Genomic DNA, 19,169 nt, shown 5'->3' with positions numbered 1-19,169 from the left:
TCGCTGGTCCGAGGTCCGCGCGGGCACGGATTCGGCAAACTGTCGGAATAGCGCCCGGGCCTGCTCCATGTCGAGCGTCGGTACGTCATGCATTGATTTGTTGGTCCTCTATACCAATCGCTAGCGCACAGGGCGGGCATTCAGGGCTCGATTGGTATCGCGATTCCGCGCCCGTGAGGACGTGCTTTCGCGGTCTTTCTTGTGTAATCTCTTTCTGTAGTCGTCGGGCCAACACTTAGATTGGCGACGCACGGATCACGGTGACCGCGGTGCAACAAATTGCGGACTGGCTCAAAAAGCTCGGCATGTCCGAGTATGCGCAGAGGTTCGCCGAGAACGACATTGATATGGCCGTTCTCCCCGACTTGACCGACCAACATCTCAAAGACCTTGGCGTTTCGCTCGGCCACCGGTTGAAAATGCTGCATGCGATCCGCGATCTCAGCAACGTCTCGGCTGCCGTAACGGCACCTTCTGCACTCGTGGATATCGAGCCAACTCGGCGAGACGACGCCGAGCGTCGCCAACTGACGGTGATGTTCACCGACCTCGTTGGCTCGACCGCGCTCTCGACCACGCTCGACCCAGAGGATCTGCGTTCGGTAATCGGCGCTTATCATAAGTGCGTCGCGGAGACGGTCGCCCGGTTCGACGGCTTCGTGGCCAGGTACATGGGCGATGGGGTGCTCATCTATTTCGGCTATCCCCACGCTCATGAGGATGATGCCGAGCGTGCCGTCCGCGCAGGACTGGCGATCATCGAGGCGATCGGCAATCTGGGTATCCAGGAGCCGCTCCGGGTGCGTATCGGGGTCGCGACAGGCTTGGTCGTGGTTGGCGATCTCGTTGGTGCCGGCGAGGCCCAGGAACGCGGGGTGGTGGGCGAGACGCCGAACCTGGCGTCTCGTCTGCAGGGGATCGCTGAGCCGAGCACGGTTGTCATCGCCGAAGGCACCCGAAGGCTGCTCGGAAACCTCTTCGAGCTACAAGACCTCCGGCCGCAGGACCTCAAGGGCATCGCCGCGCCAACGCGGGCCTGGGTGGCGTTGCGGGCGAGCTCCGTGGAGAGCCGCTTCGAGGCGCTACACGCAACTGGCCTGACTGCCCTCGTCGGGCGGGAGGAAGAACTCGAATTGCTTCTACAGCGTTGGGCCAGGGCAAAGACAGGTGAAGGCCAGGCGGTCCTGATCGCCGGTGAGGCTGGGATCGGCAAGTCGCGTCTCACTGCCGCGCTTCTGGAACGACTCGCCGGAGAGCCGCATACGCGTTTGCGCTATGTCTGCTCGCCGCAGCACACCGACAGCGCGCTATATCCGATCATCGGGCAGATGGAACGTGCCGCCGGGCTGGCGCACGACGATACACTGCACGCGAGGCTCGACAAGCTTGATACCCTGCTCGCTCAGACCTCGACCTCGATCGGGGACGCTTCGCTCTTTGCCGAGATGCTGTCGCTTCCGAATGATGGACGCTATCCCGCCCTCAAATTGACCCCGCAGCAGCACAGGCAGCGAACATTCGAAGCGCTCATCTCACAATTAGAAGCGCTTACACGGCAAAGCCCAGTCTTGATAATCTTTGAGGATGCGCATTGGACCGATCCTACGAGCCTAGAAGCTTTCGGCCGGATCGTGGCCAGGATTGAGACCCTTCGCGCGCTAATGATTGTGATATTCCGCCCGGAATTCGATCCGCCCTGGATCGGGCGGCAGCACGTGACCGCCATGACGATCAATCGGCTGACGAAACACCAAGTCGGCGCCATGATCGACGGCGTAGTCGGCAGCAAGCTGCTGCCGGCGGGCATCAGACAGGACATCATCGAACGTACCGATGGCGTCCCCCTGTTCGTGGAGGAGATGACGAAGGCAGTGCTGGAGGCGGAGGGCCACGGCGCAGTCGAACGCACGATTGCCGTCATTCCGTCCCCGGCCTGGGCAGTCCCCGCAAGTTTGCACGCCTCATTGATGTCGCGGCTCGACCGGCTCGGCCCCGCCAAAGAAGTGGCACAGATTGGCGCGGCGATCGGCCGGGAGTTTTCGCATGCTCTCCTGGCGGCGGTGGTGCGCGTGCCAGCGGCGGAACTGGGATCAGTGCTGAACCGTCTCATAAAGGCTGGTTTGCTTTTCAGGTTAGGCTCGCCGCCGAATGCAACTTACCTATTCAAGCATGCTTTGGTGCGGGACGCGTCCTATAGCACGTTGCTGCGCCAGCCCCGCCGCGCGCTCCATGCACGCATTGCCGAAGCAATTGAAAGCCAATTCGCCGAAACAGCCGAGAGCCAGCCGGAACGGCTAGCACATCACTGCACTGAGGCCGGGCTGATCGAGAGGGCGGCGGCCTTATGGGGCAAGGCGGGACAGCGGTCGCTAGCGCGTTCAGCGCTAGTAGAGGCGACGGTTCAGCTAATCCGCGCTCTTTCACAGATTGCGACGCTGCCGGGCACACCAGCGCTGCGTGGCGACCAGATCAAACTGGAGGTCGCGCTTGTGAATGCCTTGATGAACACCAAGGGCCACGCGGCCCCTGAGACTATCGCATCTCTCGATCGAGCCCGCGCCTTCATCGAGCAAGCGGAGTCACTCGGAGAGCCCCCTGAAGACCCGTTGCTCCTGTTTTCAGTCCTCTATGGGTTCTGGGTCACGAACTATATAAAGTTCAAAAGCGACGCTCTCCTCGACCTTGCGACAGAGTGCTTGGCGCTTGCCGAGAAGCAGGGAACAATGGTTCCGCTCATGCTTGGGCATCGTATTATGGCTACGTCTCTGACGTGTACGGGCGTCCTTGCAGAAAGTCTGGCACATTACGATCAGGCGATCGCGATCTACAAACCCGCCGAGCATCGTACGCTGGCGGCTCGATTTGGCCAGGACATTAGGGTCGCAGCCCTCTCCTATCGGTCCTGGGCTCTATGGCTTCTTGGCTTCCCCGAGGCTGCAGGCAGAGACGCTGAACAGGCGCTCAAGGAAGCGCGCGAGATCGGCCAAGCAGCCACTTTGATGTATGCCCTGTTCCATACATCCTTTACCCATATCTGCTGCGGAAACTATGCGGCAGCAAGCGCCGAAGCTAATGAACTTGTCCCCCTGGCAGACGAGAGAGGTTCATTGTTTTGGGGGTCGCTCGGAATGGTGGTCCAAGGTTGCGTCTTGGCCCTCACTGGGAAGGCCTCAGACGCGGTCCATGTGATCGACTCGGGTATCATCGCACGTCGGTCAACGGCGGCAACAGCGCTAGTGCCATTCTGTTTGTCGTATCTGGCGGGCGCTCATGCTGAACTCGACCACTTCGATGATGCACGGGACTGCATTCGCGAAGCGATGACCCAGGTAGAAACAACCAAGGAAAGTTGGTTTGAGGCCGAGATCAAGCGCATGGCAGGCGAAATCGAGCTATCGTCGCCCAACCCAAACACAACGAAAGCGGAAGAATATTTCGAACATGCGCTGGCGGTCGCTCGTCAGCAGCAGGCAAAGTCCTGGGAACTGCGTGCGGCTGTGAGCATGGCGCGGCTGTGGTACGATCAGGGCAAACGACAGCAGGCCCACGATATTCTCGCCCCGGTCTATGGTTGGTTCACCGAGGGTTTCGACACGCTGGACTTGAAGGAGGCCAAATCGCTGCTGGAGCAGCTCAAGGCATGAGCGAGAGCAGCGAAACGTCGCGCAATTGATCGCTCGAACAGGCGCGCGCATCGATACCGCCATGACCGCAACCATCGATTTCAAAGGATCGCCGCGCGATGTCGGCGGATCGAGCTTGGCCGCCAAGCCTCGCAAACCGGCCGCGCTCGTTCGGCGTGATGCCGGTGCAGCGGATCGCGATCAAGGCCAATGCGCCGCCGTCAAAGGCGAGCATGCCGCCACATACCGTGCGTCGCGCCGCCACGAAAATACATCACCGGAATCGCATAGTTCGGAGCAAGTGCGAACCGATTGCTGCCTTTGCGACAGGCCCTATCAGGTGACGAACGGGCCTGGCCTTGCCGTCCCAAGTGGCCGCTGCTTGCGTAACTTTTGCGAACATCTCGCGGATACGGGGCTGGAGCTCGATCAGTTCTACGATCTCGCAACCCCCCGCGATGGAATTGCGCACTGCATTTGCTTTTTCAGGCGCCACCTCTCCAAGACGAATTCGTTCCATCAGAGGACCGGCGCGAGCAGGCAGGGAAAAATAGGTGAAGCGGGCGCCCGAAAAAGACATCATCTGCTGGATCGTCGCGCCACACGCCTTGGTCTGCGCGACGGACCGCTGGTAATCGTGCGGCTCGACGCAAAAACCGCAGTGCTGAAGACCGCTCCTTCCGGCCGCAAGAAAGGCGCGCCAGCTTGACGGCTCATTGTCGAGCGGCTGAATAAGCTCCAGCTGCACCCCGCCGACCTGGCAGAATCCGAACATGATCAGCGGGCGTGAGGGCCTCTCCAGATACTTGTTATCAGTGACCACCACCGGACCAATCGTGAGCCAGGGCCCGATACCCTGGTCTATCCAGCCCTTGATGGCTTGCTCAAGATCGGGCACCACATAGCCGAGCTGATCAGCGCTTTTCTCAAGCAACGGGATGTCCGCATCGATTGGCTTGCTGAGGCGCTCCATACGATTCTCCGGTGCTGCCGAACGTTGTCGCGCAGACGTTCCGCGACAACCTACTATAACCCTGGAAAATTGCAGTAGGACGGCTGTGCCGCGGTCGCGCGCAGATGCAGCTTTCCTGGCGGGACTCAATCAAGGGATCTAAGAGCAATCGGGTTACGATGTCCCCATTCATTCCAACCTGAACCCGATTACGCGTCGCGCTGGGTCAGGAAGTTTATGCAAGTGCGCAGCCATTCGAGGTCTGGACCTGCAGGCACACCGGCGAACGCCGAGTTGTGGAATTCGCGCGCTGCAGCCTCTGCAAATTCGGCTGCCGCTCGCTGCGCCCATGGGATGCTCCCGCCGTCCGCGATGATCTGATGTAGCCTCAGCACTTCGCGCGGCAAACGTCGCTCGCGGGGCCGCGCCAGAAAGGTGCTAATCCACGCACGGTCAGTGGGATTCGCCCGACCCAGGGCGTGCGCGAGCAGAAGCGTCCGTTTGCCTTCCCAGAGATCTCCGTCGATCTCCTTGCCGTAACGCCCAATGTCGCCAACCAGGTTAAGAACATCGTCGGTGATCTGGAAAGCCAGTCCAAGCAGATAGCCAAACCGATCAAATCGACCGAGATTCTGGTCCTCGCCGTTGGCAACGAGTGCACCAATCCGCATGGGGTGAATGAAGCTGTACCAGGCCGTTTTCTTGAGCACGAGCCGCAGATAATCGTCTGTCGTAACTGTGAGATCATTGTCTCGTACCCATCCTAGTTCGTTGGCCTGCCCCTCCAAGGTCTCGACGACCATGTGATCGACTTCGTCGAAGATGCGCAGCGCCGTCACCGGGCCGAGCCGCTCGCCGGTCTTACGGAAAAGGCGCATAGCGAGTGCGTTCATGGAATCGCCGGTGTTCACGGCAATTGGAATCCCGGCGCGGCGATGCATTGTCGCAACGCCACGCCGCCAGTCGCTACCGTCTTCAATATCGTCGTGCACGAGAAATGCATTGTGCAGCATTTCCAGGCCGGCGGCGGCAGGAAACGCATCCTCCGCGCGGCCGCCCAGCGCTCTCGCGGTCGCGATGCAGAGGGCAGGACGAAGGCCCTTGCCTGACCGGCCCATGAAATCCGTCACGAGCCCATACAGGTGGCGCTGCGGTTCCCACGTCGGTACACCTTCTGTGAGCATATCGGCCAGCATGTCGCGATACCACACCAGGCGGTCCAGAAAGCCGGCCGGGCCTACGATCTCGCCGGCCAATGGCACAGTATCCGCGACCTTGATCAACGCATCCTGCAGGGTGGGCACATCAACCAAGCGGCGCGCCATCGTCGCCGGGTCGACCGCATCAAGCGCGCCGACATCATCCGCGGCGGCACTGTGCGAGTCGAGCGTGTCGGCGACGGCATGGGTGAACGGCGATACCTGCTCGAGCAGGGAGCTCGCCTGCTCCAGCAGCGGCGACGCACCGCGTAAGGCGTGGGCAGCTACCTGCGCGAGTGAAGCGTCCCACGGCAGGCCGGCCTGGTATCGCGCAGCATCGTGCAGCCGCCATGGCAGGAGGATTTCAGGTTCGTGCAGCGGCCACAGCTCACAGCGGCTTCCGTCGAATTTCACGGCGTCAAGCAGGCCATTCACTGCGCGCCGAGCTGCCTCATTGGCTGCCTCCATCGTCGCGAGGTCGGTATGCGTGCGAACGTAGTCCGACGCCAGAAAAAGGTTTGGAATGGCGGTGGTCGCCTCGGGACGCAAGGCCCAGGTTTCGACTTGGTTCACCAGAAGCGGCTCGGAATTCCGTAGCCAGCCCGGGCGTGCGGGATCGTTCTCAATGTTTGCGCTGAGGAACCACGAATGCAAATCCTCATCGCGCAGCACCTCATCACCGGCATCATTGAGCGAGCGCTTGAGTTGATTCCATGTCTCGCGCACCACCTCTTCACGCGAGCACCGCATGGCTGGGCGTCCGTCCGATCCCGGCGCCGTCCAATCAGAAAGATCGACCGAGAGGATGCCGTGCACATCGCTGTCTCGGAACAGCTCAGACGGCACATCACGCCAGAACTGAAGCTGCGAGATGCTCGTGAGCGCCCATTCGGTGTCGATGTGAATCACGTGCCCGTGCGCCGACGGCACCGCGCGGTGCAGATAGAACTGCACACCATTCATCCACTCCAGGTTCGGAGCCAGCGCGCGCAGGTTGGCGAGCGTCGGGTCGGCTGCCGCCAGGCGGTCGCTCACCAGGGGGGCGATGTCCTCGAGCGGGAGCGCCGCCACGTAGTGGTCGCCATGCACCATGATGCGCTGGCCCTGCTGGAGAGCGACGACGCCGGCGATCCGTCCGTTCTCGTAAAGGATCTCCTCGACCCACGCGTTCTTGACGTACCGCACCCCTCTCGATTCGAGATACGCAAGCCACGGATCGATCCAGACAAGATTCGTTGGCCCATCGAGCACGCGATCAGTCGATCCCGCGATCGGGTTCAGGATCGTGAGCACCAGCTGCACAAAGATGTCACCGATGGTGCGCGCGCTGGCCTTGCGCGCCTTGGACGCCACCAGCGAGCGCGTAATGCCGGTAGCGAGGAACTTCTGATATGACTCGGACCGCTGCTCGGCGCCGACGAACTCCCACCAGCTCGTGCGTTCGTATTCTGCGAGCCGGCGCTGGGGGCACGACGTGAGTATCTGCCAGACGCGCGCACCGAAGAATGCCAGATCGTCGGGTGTGAGGCCAGTGGAGTGTTCGAACAACAGCAGGATGTCCCGCAACATGGTGCCGGCATCGCGGGGCGAGAGCGGAAAGCCGGCGGGTACGACGAACGGGGGCTCGTCGTATTGCGTGAACTCCAGTCGCGTGGTCGGCACCAGGTGATCCGCAACCTTGCTCCCGTCAAACGACGGTATGCGGCGCATTGTCTCGATTACGTGCTTGTAGAAACCTGGGAAGAATCGAAACCCATGCTCGCCGGGCACCCGATGCTGGATCGACGCCCCAGCGCCATCGGCGACCTGATGTCCGCTGGTGTCCTCGCCCTCGTGGAAGACGGGAATGCTGCGGGCCTTGCCTCCCGCAATATCGCCGCTCTCGAGCACCACGACATCAAAGCCGCGCTCGACCAACTCGTGCGCGGCACTCATGCCGGCGACACCGCCACCCAAGACGATAACCCTAGTAGGCATGCTTCACCGAGCCATGACCACTTAGTCCGACTTTTAGCCAGCTTTGGAGGCGTCACCGAGCGCGCGGGACGCGATACATCAGATCACTCTCGACGATCTCACGAGCACTTTCAAGCATGAGCTTCATTGCACAAAGTTGCCAAACGTACGCCAGCAGCCATCTGTATTTTACCAAGTAGAGAGCTCGAAGCGATCCGTATTAGGAATTGGGCGAGTTTGCCGATTGGCCTTCACGGCATCTCCTTAAGCTTAGCCTTTGCCAGGTCCGCGTAGAGCCCCTCGGGATGATGGTCCAAGAACACGATGAGCGCGGCCTTGCTACCGATCTGCAGCGCGAGCTCAAGGTCGCGCCCTGGATCGGCCTGCGGCTTGGCCTGAGCGGAAGCCGCGGGTTCGGGGTCTCGCACAGGCTGACAGAATTTTCCTGCTTTCAGATCATATGCGAGGGTATCGATGGGCGCTCCGTGTTCGTCAATTAAGTCAATGAACAATAGACCGCTGCTCGGCGCTTCCACAGTTATTCTGAACCCGTCTTTCTGGCGCTTCGGTTCGATTAGCGTGTTGTCGTCGATCCTCCTCACTCTATAGGTTTTCTCAATTTTTCGCCGGGCGGCCTCGTCATCGATCGAAAGGGCAGATTTCAAATCCTCGATGCCTATTGAGATTTGCATTTGCATCTCCTCCTAGTCTTGTACCGAGGCGAGTAGCGATCAAGTGAGCTTAGCCCCGAGACATTTGTCCGTACACGCCGCGATCGCCGGAAATGTCAATCGCTACGGTGCCCCGATTTCAATCAGCCGTACGATCGCTTCGTGTTCCTTGATGCGGAGCGCCATCTTCTCGCACACACGGAAGACGAAATTCGGCTCGGCTGTGACCTGCAGGAACTGGACGCATACGTCTGTGGCGATGACTAGCTCGACTGGCTCGCCGCCAAGTGCCACAACCACGCCGTTCGCAACGGCGGGAGTGACGTTAAGCGTGGACGAGCGGAGCAGCGGACCGCCGCCCAGAAACGGGAGGATGCGATCTTGCGCCAATACAAGAGCCGCCGATGGCGTCTGAGCGACAAGAAACAGCGCCTGGTCAAGCACCACCGCGAACGGTCCGAAGTGGCCCTGCGCTTCCAGGAGGCCAATGGCCTGGGCTATCCCGACCACCAGCCGCGCGTCTCTGGTTTTGAGCGGCACCGCTGCAATGTTCACCTGCGGCGCCAGAGGGAATCCGAGTGGGATTGTCCAAAGTCCACGGCTTGGCTCCCCGCCGGTGATTTCCCAGAGCCTTTGCGGGGGCGCTGGGCCGACATTTATGGGAGGGGCAAACCTATTCTGTCCCGGGAATGCTGGGTCTGGCACCAATCCCCTGAAGACGACGGCGTCCTCGAGACGAGCCAGTACGCTGGCAGCGCGCCGGAATAAGGCCAGCACGCTGGTCATCTCCGGATCGGCCATCTGCGCACCCCGCACGGGCACTCTTACCTGTAACGTCGCCAACTGGATGACACGCTTGTCCTGGATACCTAATATTATCGGCGGCGGAACAGGCGATATTGTCGGCGGCGGAAATGGCGGCGGCGGTGCAGCCCAAGCAGCCCAATTAGGCGGAGCAACCTGGGTGATAACTTCCTGCCTCACGAAGTCGGTATCCCCGGGCAGCGGCCCAAGCAACGGAAGGAACGTCGCCGCGATCCGTACGCGGCTAGCTTCCTCTTGAACGGCTTTGTTGACACGAGCCCACTGCTCGTCGGTCCAAGGCACTTGCGGATTATCGGTTGTCATCTCAGAGGCCCCCCTAATCAGATACATCGGGAACGAGATGTCGTTTGTGCTTGCGCACGAACGCAAATATCTTGAGCTCAAAACACCGTCTGCGCGCACTCCACGAGTGCGGCTTCGAATAAGTCTTCACTCTACATGTTTTGCTGCCCCCGCCGTTACGACGTATATGTCGTACGAGGCGCGAAGCGTCTTCATGTCCACTCTGCCAACGCCAATACACTGGGCGCGGTTGAGCCAGGCGAGTTCTTTGTCAGCGGTCGCGTAGGTCGGAGCAAGAACGAACGGCGGCAGTATACCGAAGTCGCCGCGGATGGCGCGTGCGTAGCCGTCCGCACCCAGGTCAAGGACGCCATCATACAAGCAATCGATCCGCGCACCAGACCGCGTCTGCAGACACTCCGTCACGTTGACTATTCCAACACCGTCCTTGCGGATGCGCAGCCAGTTGACCCCGCCGGGCCGGACGATCCCCTCGAAGCGCGGCCCAACGAAGCGTCCTTCCGTGACGTGCAAGTTGATCCGCAGTCCATCCGGCATGACGCCTATCACCTCCTTACGCATGGCTACCGTGCCGGCCCAGAGGAACGTGGTATCCCAGTCCCAGCGAGGCTCGCCTGCAGGTAGAGCAGCGGTCTCGACCGGTGCCGCTCCGTAACCCACCAGATACCGGGGACATTCGGCGGACTCCCGTAGGCGCGGAGAGATCGGCTGGCCGGCAAAGCCAAGCACCGGCAGAAACTCCACCGTTCCGCCGGATTGGCCCGGCAGGAGCGCCCGGAATAGCCGACCGTTCGCACCGTGGACGCGCAGCGCGGATTGCCCGATTGCCTGGCGGACCGGGCCTCCGTTCACCCGGTACTCCACCGTGACAACCTGACCCGGCCGCACTGGAGAGACCGCTACCGTGACCGATGCTGGGGTTCCCGGAGAAATCACCGCGGGGGGCACGGGCGTATCCGCCCCGCCCCATCGCAACTCCGAGCCGTCCCGTGCGCGCTGCATCGAAGGCATGCATGCTGCCGTAGCTGGAGCTTCATCCGTTTGCAGCGTCAGGGAAGGCGCCGGAAGAAACCGGTCACACGCCGGAATAGGTGAGGGCTTTGCCGCAGCTTCCGCAAAAACGCACGGCCGTCTATTGACGAATCCGCGCGACGGGGAATTCACCGGACGCTCCGCGGCGTGAGATCGAGGCCCCGGCGCACCCGCCATGCTTCGTCTTCCTCGGCGAGGATTTCGAGTGCGCGCGCAATGAGATCGCCGGGATTGGTCACCATGGGGGGTGTGCAAGCCGCCGCCTGCCGCACCGAGGAGCCTCCCAAGCGCGCAGCGTTTTGGCGTGCTGATTGAAGCACGTCAAAAGGTTGTCGAAGAAGGCCGCGCTTTTGGGCCGCCCCGGTCTGGACGCCAGCCGCATCCGCAAGTCCCGGTAAACGCGACAGCGGCGACGCCCCCGGGGGAGAGAGCCCCGAGTCTTCGACCGCGCTTTTCGATCCATAGCATTTGCCTTGCATTTGCTCGACCGACTTCGGATCCTGGTTCTGTCTAATAGACTACATTGTATTGCGTGTACAGGACAGGGGCTGCTGCCGGTAGTTGGGCGACCTGCTGGATCTCCCCACGCCGGCGCCAGCCCGCTTGCGACGGCGAAAAACCGCGTGCCAGCGGCGCGATACGCTATCGCAAGGCGGATCTGTAGAACCCGATATCGTCTTGGATCACCGCGTCCAGTCCGACTGGTACGCGAGCAGGATTTGCCAGATCAAGCTTCCGAAACACGATCTTGTCGCGCCAGACCTTTCGCAAAAAATCCTCAAATACGAGAATTGTCAGTTGTTCACCTGCACATCGTCGGTATCCAAAGCCGAACGGAGCAAAGCCGGCATAGTCACAAACCGGGTAGCTTCGTTCGTCCGCAACGACAAATAAGGTGCCGAAGCCGCTATTTGTAATATGGGCGTTTCGTCCGTCCTTGACCTTGAAATTGGTGATGTCGAACGGGCACCGTGCCAGGCCGATTTGCCGACATTTGTCATCGTTGATCTGCGCGCTGGTCGGGACGCGGAGATATCGTTGCGGATCGAACGTATTCGGATCCGTCCAGTGAACCGGATCCAGGCTGGTGCTGGCATGCGGCGTGGATACATAGCTGTCTCTTTCAAACGGCATGCCGAGCTTTTGCTGCGGAGCCTCCCCGCGGACGCTTGATCTCGCATCATGGATGGCGGAGACGCTGCCACCGTTCGGCGAAATCACGCGAAACAATTCCATTACGAATAGCTCAAGTGGCGAGAAACACGCACCTCCGGCAGTGTCGAAATTTCCGCTCATTGTCTTCTGAAATGATGCTCGCACGGCCTGGTCGCCGCGGTCTTCCGACAGGAGCGACATGACCCGGAAAATCGCATTGCCCCATTGGCTTAGCGCGACGAAATCGTGGAGGCACTCGATGACCATGTCCTTCTTGCTGAAATGACCGCCGTCCTGGGCATTCTTCAGCCAATGCCAAGCCATGGTTCTCTCGGGATTTTTGATTTTGCCCGATTGGATATCGTCGATGCGTTTGCCGATCCACGATTTGAGAAAATCCTGAAGCTCACGAACCTTCATATAGTTTTGGTAGGTAACTGGCAGCAACGGATCCCGATAGGCAAAGACCGTATTGAACGCCTTTCCTATTTCACGAACCTCACGGGGAATATCGCTGCCAACAAGTCCAAGGTGAAGGTCCCAATAGAGGTCGAAATAGTGGTCGAGGTAGTGCTGCATGAATGGCCTGTCAGCAAATTTCTGATCTAAGAGCTTGTCAAAAAAAGCTGTAACTTTGGCGCGGTACATCGGCTTATAGAGATCGGGCGTCACCGCCGAAAAATAAATTCGCTTGCGAAGATTATTCTCACCCCGCTTCTCGAGACCTTGCAGGAAAACCATCACGCCCTCCTCAGGGGTCGGTTTCCAGTCACGATAGATGAGACCAAAACGATCACGAGGGAGTGCATTCTCCTTACTGAAATTAAGGTCAATCATTGGCAACAGGGGCCGCTCCCCTTCGTAAACGTTCGTCAGGAAGAACGGTATGACGACTTTCTCGACGTAGATCGGATCGAAATTGGCAGGAATCGCGGCGCGAAAACGTTCAACCGCGGTGATGATCTGCTCCGGTATCGGTGACTGTGCTGCAGCGCTGGACGCCTCTTGTGCTCGCTCCCCCACCCGCACCACGTACATGTCGAACTGCGCGCGAAGCGCGCTCATGTCCACCTTCCCCACACCGATGCACTGGACGCGGTTGAGCCATTCGAGCCTCGGATCCGCAGTCTCATATGTCGGTGTGACCACGGCGGAGATTTGCTGGTCATACTCACCGCGCAGCGCCCGAGCGTAGCCGTCGGGACCAAAATCGGCGACCCCGCCGTAGGCGCCGTACACGCGAACACGGTCCCGCGTCTCGAAACACGCCCGGACGTTGACGATCGCAATTCCATCCGGACGGATATGCATCCAGTCCGCCGCGCCGGGTAACACGACGGCATCGTGACCCGGCCCAACGAAGGTCCCTTCCGTGATGTGCCAATTGACCCGGAGGCCGTCGGACATTGGGCCGACCAATTCTTTGCGGAGCACTACCTTCAATGATCCGAGGAAGCTCGTATTCCAAGCCAAGTGGGATGGGGCAGAGGCGGCCTCTTCGGATGCCCCCCAACGAAGGCGCGAGCCGGCGCTTGCCATTCCCTCGCATGCAGCCGAACTGTCGCGGGCGCAACGCGGGGTCTGATCCGCCAGGCCGGTGATCACCCCCCGCACCTTGGGAAAAAAACCCAGCACTTTGGGCGTGAAGCCCCATGCGAGAAGGGTCCGACCTTCTTCCGAGCTCCGGTCGAAGTGCAAAGATCCTGGCATCACCGGCTGCAGCCGAGGGGCGACATCGCTTCGCCACTGCCAGCAAACGACCGGCCCCTGCCCGATGCGCGCGACCGCCGGGTAGACGCATTCGGCACCGCGCGGAAGCGCCTGCAGCGTGACGCCGGCTGTTTTGGCCGCCTGAGCTACCACTGACTCGTATGCCGTCGGATCCCCGGTAAGCGCCAGGTCTCCCTGGACGACGCCACGTCTATGCTGGTCTTTGATCGACAAGTGAAGCCGGCGACCGATGCACGCCATGTCGATGGTCCCGGGCCGCTTGTCGGTACCCATGCGCTCGCGGCCGACGTCGATCGCAACCTGGGTCGTATCGAGCAGTCGGAACATGTACATCCGCGCTTTGTTCTCATACACCGCTGCTGCGGGATCGAACGATCCATCAAGCATCACAAGCACGCTCGATGCGCCGTTGGAGGCCGCCTTCAGGGACGCCTGGCTTTCGGGAGCGTTGTCCGCCACGGCAGCAACCACTATGAACATAGCGGCATACGGCCCGATCGAGGTGTCGGTGAACTTATTCGACCAGAGCTGTGCGACAGCCGCGTGCCTGCCGTCCGCGTACTTCAAGGTTATCGGCCTGTAGCCACTGCCGGCCAATGCGGCATTCACGAGAGGTACATTGGAGCACTCGCCGTAGAGGTGCACCATTTGACCGTTATAATACTGAAGCTCATTCGGCACGACTGCGCCGCTGGCGGTCGTATAGGTCTTGCCCGTGATGATGTACTTGTCGAAGAGTGGTTCGTACCGCTCATTATCGACATCGGACGGTGGCGGCACGAACGCGTCCAAAGTCAACTTGCTCTTCGCTTCTCGGGACAGTTGCTGCTCGAAGGTGCGAAGGACTTCTTGAACGTCCTCTTTGCTATGAGGAATCTGCAAGAGTCGAATGACATCCGAATTTCCGAGCTCGCCGGCTGCGGCGAGCCGAGAGGCCTCGCGGATCATTCCGCTGCTACGAATCGCTGTGCCCACGCTGGTCTCCCTTGAATAGAATGAACCGCGCCAGGAGCCGCGCCGCATTGTCCGTTCGAACCATTATTCCTGAGCGCGAATGTCGGAATTTATAATATCCTGCTGGTCCCTGCGAATGCCACACTTATCCACCTCCTGGAAGTGATCCGACTTGAGGTATGTGTTGGGCCTCAAGGAGGACTACAAACGGCAAAAACGCTACATGCCCGAAGAGATCGTCGCGAAGCCTGCGGTAGGTCGAACGTCCTGGTCTCGCAGGGCAAAACATGTCCAGGCGATCGGCCAGATCGGCGTGGGCCCTTTCGTCGACGAGGAATTTCTGGAGGTGTAAACAGCACGCCGCCAGCGCCAACAGAAAGCCTAGCCCGCAAGTCCGCGCGGGCGGTGGCTTGCATTAGCGGCACATGAGGTCGCGGCCGCGCGCGAAGTATCGAACAACTGCCGATCGAGGGTCATTGCATCGGTCAGGGACCCCAATGGTGTGCTCGAAAAGTTGCTGTTGCCGCTCGATGCCCAGCGAAGAACGGTAGGCCGGAAAGCCGCCATTTTGCGTTTGAGAAGTTCTTCGCGCGAAGAGTTCGGAAGTTGTGCCTGCCGTAAATCAGATCCGGCCATATTGATGGTGCAGTCCGCCCAAGATCGGGCGGCAGACGACATTCCCGGCCCACTCAACGCCGCGAGGGACTGGGGCATCCTTGTTCAATGACAAATGAGTGCGCGTGCCGTTGTAGTAGTCTTGGTACGACAGCAGAACGTGGCGCAGATGGCGTTCGCCGAAGACTACGACATGGCATTCCCTCCGGATTGAACCGATCAACCGTTCTGCGTAGGCGTTTTGCCAAGGTGAGCGGAAAGACGTCGGGCGGTCTCGAATGCCGATCGGCAGCTCCGGGCTTCTACTCATCGTCCAGAGCAAGCCTCAATTGCTGCGAACGTGAACGGCAATTGCATGTTTCCGCTTTTCGGAGCGCGTTTTGGGTGTCACCATGCTCGTGAATGGACGGGAGGGCCGCCATGCGCTGGTGTGTCTCGGTTGGGGCGGTGCTTGTTGCGGGGACGATAGTAGGAGGTGTCGTTGCTGGCATTGCCGCGCCGAGCCCGAAATCCCAATTCGCCGACACCAAACACAAAGTATCATCCGTCAATGTCGAGCTCGTTATCGCCGTCGACGTCTCCTATTCGATGGACATGGACGAACTTGCCATTCAGCGCGAAGGCTATGCACAGGCCATCGTGTCGAAAGACTTCCTGCAGGCGCTGAGTGCCGTTCCGGGCAGCAAGGTGGCCGTGACCTATTTCGAGTGGTCGATGTCGGGCGACGACAAGATCATCATTCCCTGGCGCGTGATCGATGGCCCGGAATCGGCGGATGCCGTGGCCGCCGAGATCATGAAAACACCAGTTCGCCGAGGTTCGAGTACCTCAATTTCCGGTGCGATTAATTTCGCACTGCAGCTGTTCGAAAAGAATCCGTATCGCGGGTTGCGGCGCGTCATCGACATTTCCGGCGATGGGCCGAACAACGACGGAGCCCCCGTAACCGGCGCGCGCGACGCTGCCCTGGAGAAAGGCATCATCATCAACGGCCTCCCGATCATGGTGAAGGAGCCATCCCTCTCGACGACCGATATCGAGAACCTCGATCTCGATTACGAGGACTGCGTGATCGGAGGGCCGGGCGCCTTCATCATGACGATCAAAGATCGCGAAAAATTCCAGGCAGCGATCCGGACCAAGCTTGTTCGCGAAGTTGCGGGCCTCACGCCAGAGAGCGGGATCGTCCCAGCCGCCGAGAAAGAGCCCCGGGTGCCCTGTCTGATCGGCGAAAAAAAATCGCAGGAGCGCGGCCGGCGGTGAGTGTCGAGACGATCATTCAGAGCCGCCGGGCGAACAAACCTTTAGACAGCAGTTTATCATGGTCGCAGCCCCACGCGTCGGGACATTGGAGCTGCTAACGTCCGTTCGTGGCCTACACCGACGAAATCCCGCGCTCGTCCCAATGACGGCTGTTAAGGGGCGACCAGAAATGGCTAACATATGGCCAAAACAACGAGACTGGCGAGTAGGCTTTGGAAACTGTGCCCCAGCAGGCCGTAGTCAGCATATATTTGGGCACAAGGAGGTGCGAAATGGCGACAGCAGCTACCCAAGTCGTTCTTGATACGCCGGCGCCCGTGTTCCAGCTTCCGGCCACCGACGGCAAGATTTACGCACTGGACGACGTTGCGGGCGAAAAAGGCACGGTCGTCGTCTTCATCTGCAACCATTGTCCCTATGTCAAAGCGGTGATCGACCGCATGGTTTCGGACGCCCGCGCGCTGATGTCGGAGAGCATAGGCTTTGCGGCGGTTTGCTCGAACGATGCGGCGAACTATCCCGAAGACTCATTTGAGAATATGAAGCGTTTCGCGAGGGCTCATGATTTCCCGTTTCCATATCTCCACGACGAGACCCAGACAGTCGCTCGGGCGTATGGGGCGGTCTGTACGCCGGACTTCTTCGGTTACAATGCCGACCGCAAGCTCAAGTATCGCGGCCGGCTCGACGAAGGGCGCGCAACTCCGCCTCGCGCGGGGGCGCCCCGAGAGCTTGTCGAGGCCATGCGCGCGATTGCGACCACCGGTCTTGCGCCGGCTGACCAAAAGGCGTCTATTGGCTGCTCGATCAAATGGAAGGACGAATGAAGCCGATCCCTGTCAACAGGTTTCGTATCTGAGACCGCCGCGTGCGGCAGCATTTGCTGCACATGTGCGATTTGACTAGCGGCATCACGAGGACCCTGCGGCTGCTGCCGGAGTCGCGTTCGCCCCTTCTCCTTCAGGTCTGCTTCCGGGGCAACACGAGGCTTCGGCTCCTGCAATCCGACCCGTCAGTGCTGCGTCGCTTTTGCGACACCGATCGACTCCTGTCGAGCGCTCGGACCAGATTTGCTCACCCTGAGTTCTTCCGGTGTTGGCCCGTTTGGGGCACGCCAACCGGCCCGGAAACTGTCCGCTTGTCGAGGGGAAGACGGGAAGTGGCTCGCCCGCGGTCAAAATGGCGTATTGACTCCAACCGGACGTTGCGCGCCCCAAGACAGGAACTGTGGTATCCTCCGTCAAACGCGATGGGACGGTTCAATGAAGGCGGCTGCCCCCTCTAGTGGCACTTGCTGCGCGTCCTCGTGTCCTCGCCGGGCTCCGGGACAGCACAAAATTGCCTGGCATCCCCACCTCTTAGGCGCCCGCTCGGCCCGCGCCGACGAGGTGATCGAATGAGCGCGCTAGGCAATGGTGCGATCCTGCCGGCGGAAGACCGGTCCGAGTAAGGGGTAACGCTCTCCCGGGTTCGAGGAGGACCAGCGTCGTGAAGCGGGACTTCGACCTCATCGTCTATGGCGCGACGGGTTACACCGGCCGTCTCGTCGCCGAATATCTGACGACGTCCTATCGCGGCGACGATGCTCCGTCCTGGGCGATCGCGGGACGCTCGACCGACAAGCTCCAGAAAGTGCGTGCCGACATCGGCGCACCAGACGATTTGACTTTGGTGAAAGCGGATGCCGGCGAACCGGCCAGCCTACGTTCGATGTGCGAGCGTGCGGCCGTGATTATCACGACGGTCGGGCCTTATCAGCTTTACGGCCCCGAGCTTGTGGCGGCCTGCGCGGCCACCGGCACTGGCTATGTCGATCTGTGCGGCGAACCGGCGTGGATGCGGCGCATGATCGACGCCCATCACGAAGAGGCGAAACGGACCGGCGCGCGCATCGTCTTCTCCTGCGGCTTCGATTCCATCCCGTTCGATCTCGGCGTGCTCACGTTGCAGGAGAAGGCGCGCGAGAAATTCGGACGCCCGGCGCGGCGGGTTAAAGCCCGCCTGCGCAAGGTGAAAGGCGGCATGTCGGGCGGCACCGCAGCGAGCGCCCAGGCGACGTTGGCGGCCGCGGCGCGCGACCCGGCCCTGATCCGGCTGCTGACCGATCCCTTCGCGCTGACACCCGGGTTCACCGGGCCGTCTCAGCCGTCGGGCCTTATCCCCGAATACGACCCGAGCATGAACGTGTGGCTCGTGCCGTTTCCCATGGCGCCGGTCAACACCAAGAACGTACACCGCACGAATTTCCTGTTGGGTCATCCCTACGGCACGGACTTCGTTTACGACGAGATGATGGTCGCGCCCGGATTTGGGGAAATCGGTCGCGTGACGACGGAGACCTTCGCCACCATATTTTCCCTGCTCGGGACCGGCGGTCTCAAACCCGGTGCAGGCCCGACTCGGGAAGAGCGCGCGAAGGGCTTCTACGACATCCTCTTCCTGGGCGAGCTGCCGGATGGCCGACGGGTCGAGGCGGTCGTCACGGGCGACCGCGATCCGGGCTACGGCTCGACCAGCAAGATGATCGCCGAGAGCGCTCTCTGCCTCGTGCGCGACGTGCAGGGCGAGGGCGGCACCTGGACGCCGGGCGCGCTGATGGGTCCGGCGTTGCGCAAGCGTCTAAAGGAGCGCGCCGGCCTCACCTTCAACGCGCGTTGAGGTAACGCTCAGAACTGCAGCGGCGTGCTGGACTACGTGGATCGTAACCAACGAAAAGCGCGGATTGGCGTGCGCGGCCTCAAATCCGGTTCAATGGCCGCTTTCGGCCCGTTTGAGACATTCCCCCTGGCTCTGAGTGCGGCGCGGCAATCAGGATGGAAGTGCAGCGTCAATCAGGATGAGAGAGCTTCGCCGGGCTCGTGACGCAGGGAGGGCGTAGCCCGACCGGAGT

The 19,169-nt window shown here is 60.8% G+C and carries 13 protein-coding genes; 5 read left to right on the top strand and 8 right to left on the bottom strand.

The window, feature by feature from the left end; translation table 11 throughout:
* Positions 1-260 precede the first annotated feature (260 nt).
* Complete coding sequence (locus ABIB95_RS45255; RefSeq protein ID WP_354248937.1) at positions 261-3,644, top strand: adenylate/guanylate cyclase domain-containing protein; 3,384 nt, start codon at positions 261-263, stop codon at positions 3,642-3,644.
* On the opposite strand, the gene ABIB95_RS45250 is transcribed toward ABIB95_RS45255, so the two are convergent.
* The 7 genes from ABIB95_RS45250 to ABIB95_RS45220 all read right to left on the bottom strand — a co-directional run bounded on the left by ABIB95_RS45250 (position 3,634) and on the right by ABIB95_RS45220 (position 14,422).
* Complete coding sequence (locus ABIB95_RS45250) at positions 3,634-3,888, bottom strand: hypothetical protein (RefSeq protein WP_208084989.1); 255 nt, start codon at positions 3,886-3,888, stop codon at positions 3,634-3,636. The genes ABIB95_RS45255 and ABIB95_RS45250 overlap by 11 nt on opposite strands.
* Positions 3,889-3,897: 9 nt before the next feature.
* Complete coding sequence (locus ABIB95_RS45245; RefSeq protein WP_085402185.1) at positions 3,898-4,596, bottom strand: VOC family protein; 699 nt, start codon at positions 4,594-4,596, stop codon at positions 3,898-3,900.
* 188 nt (positions 4,597-4,784) lie between these two features.
* The gene (locus ABIB95_RS45240; RefSeq protein ID WP_354248936.1) at positions 4,785-7,751 is read right to left on the bottom strand and encodes an FAD-dependent oxidoreductase; all 2,967 of its coding nucleotides are present in this window, start codon (positions 7,749-7,751) and stop codon (positions 4,785-4,787) included.
* A gap of 230 nt (positions 7,752-7,981) precedes the next feature.
* Positions 7,982-8,422 carry a hypothetical protein gene (locus tag ABIB95_RS45235; RefSeq protein ID WP_354121129.1) on the bottom strand — a complete coding sequence of 147 codons (441 nt, stop codon included), beginning with the start codon at positions 8,420-8,422 and terminating at the stop codon, positions 7,982-7,984.
* Positions 8,423-8,524: 102 nt separating this feature from the next.
* Positions 8,525-8,956, bottom strand: a complete 432-nt coding sequence (locus ABIB95_RS45230; protein WP_354121130.1) for an encapsulin — start codon at positions 8,954-8,956, stop codon at positions 8,525-8,527.
* Positions 8,957-9,655: 699 nt separating this feature from the next.
* Positions 9,656-10,381: a DUF3237 domain-containing protein gene (locus ABIB95_RS45225; RefSeq protein WP_354248935.1), complete on the bottom strand. Its 726-nt coding sequence runs from the start codon at positions 10,379-10,381 to the stop codon at positions 9,656-9,658.
* An 822-nt stretch (positions 10,382-11,203) separates the two neighbouring features.
* Positions 11,204-14,422, bottom strand: coding sequence for a DUF3237 family protein (locus ABIB95_RS45220; protein WP_354248934.1), 3,219 nt, complete (start codon positions 14,420-14,422; stop codon positions 11,204-11,206).
* A 151-nt stretch (positions 14,423-14,573) separates the two neighbouring features.
* Between ABIB95_RS45220 and ABIB95_RS45215 the strand changes: the two genes are divergently transcribed.
* Positions 14,574-14,753 (top strand): hypothetical protein, encoded by a 180-nt coding sequence (locus ABIB95_RS45215; protein ID WP_354248933.1) that lies wholly within the window; start codon positions 14,574-14,576, stop codon positions 14,751-14,753.
* Between the two features lie 270 nt (positions 14,754-15,023).
* Here ABIB95_RS45215 and ABIB95_RS45210 read toward each other — a convergent pair whose 3' ends face one another.
* Positions 15,024-15,326, bottom strand: coding sequence for an integrase core domain-containing protein (locus ABIB95_RS45210; protein WP_354248953.1), 303 nt, complete (start codon positions 15,324-15,326; stop codon positions 15,024-15,026).
* 110 nt (positions 15,327-15,436) lie between these two features.
* Here ABIB95_RS45210 and ABIB95_RS45205 point away from each other — a divergent pair, with 110 nt between their 5' ends.
* The 3 genes from ABIB95_RS45205 (at position 15,437) to ABIB95_RS45195 (ending at position 18,937) form a co-directional block, all read left to right on the top strand.
* The gene (locus tag ABIB95_RS45205) at positions 15,437-16,279 is read left to right on the top strand and encodes a DUF1194 domain-containing protein (RefSeq protein ID WP_354248932.1); all 843 of its coding nucleotides are present in this window, start codon (positions 15,437-15,439) and stop codon (positions 16,277-16,279) included.
* A 272-nt stretch (positions 16,280-16,551) separates the two neighbouring features.
* The gene (locus tag ABIB95_RS45200) at positions 16,552-17,106 is read left to right on the top strand and encodes a thioredoxin family protein (protein WP_354248952.1); all 555 of its coding nucleotides are present in this window, start codon (positions 16,552-16,554) and stop codon (positions 17,104-17,106) included.
* 661 nt (positions 17,107-17,767) lie between these two features.
* Entirely contained in the window at positions 17,768-18,937 is a 1,170-nt protein-coding gene (locus ABIB95_RS45195; RefSeq protein WP_071916321.1) for a saccharopine dehydrogenase family protein, read from the top strand.
* The last annotated feature ends 232 nt before the right edge of the window (positions 18,938-19,169 follow it).

Source organism: Bradyrhizobium sp. LA2.1, assembly GCF_040547725.1.
GTDB lineage: Bacteria > Pseudomonadota > Alphaproteobacteria > Rhizobiales > Xanthobacteraceae > Bradyrhizobium > Bradyrhizobium barranii.
The sequence above is the reverse complement of the archived record's forward strand: the minus strand, read 5'-3'. Positions and strand labels throughout refer to the sequence as shown.

Bases quoted from the DNA above. Each gene is read 5' to 3' on its own strand.
- ABIB95_RS45245 (WP_085402185.1), bottom strand. From the start codon at position 4,596: ATGGAGCGCCTCAGCAAGCCAATCGATGCGGACATCCCGTTGCTTGAG.
- ABIB95_RS45240 (WP_354248936.1), bottom strand. From the start codon at position 7,751: ATGCCTACTAGGGTTATCGTCTTGGGTGGCGGTGTCGCCGGCATGAGT.
- ABIB95_RS45235 (WP_354121129.1), bottom strand. From the start codon at position 8,422: ATGCAAATCTCAATAGGCATCGAGGATTTGAAATCTGCCCTTTCGATC.
- ABIB95_RS45210 (WP_354248953.1), bottom strand. From the start codon at position 15,326: ATGAGTAGAAGCCCGGAGCTGCCGATCGGCATTCGAGACCGCCCGACG.
- ABIB95_RS45205 (WP_354248932.1), top strand. From the start codon at position 15,437: ATGCGCTGGTGTGTCTCGGTTGGGGCGGTGCTTGTTGCGGGGACGATA.
- ABIB95_RS45200 (WP_354248952.1), top strand. From the start codon at position 16,552: ATGGCGACAGCAGCTACCCAAGTCGTTCTTGATACGCCGGCGCCCGTG.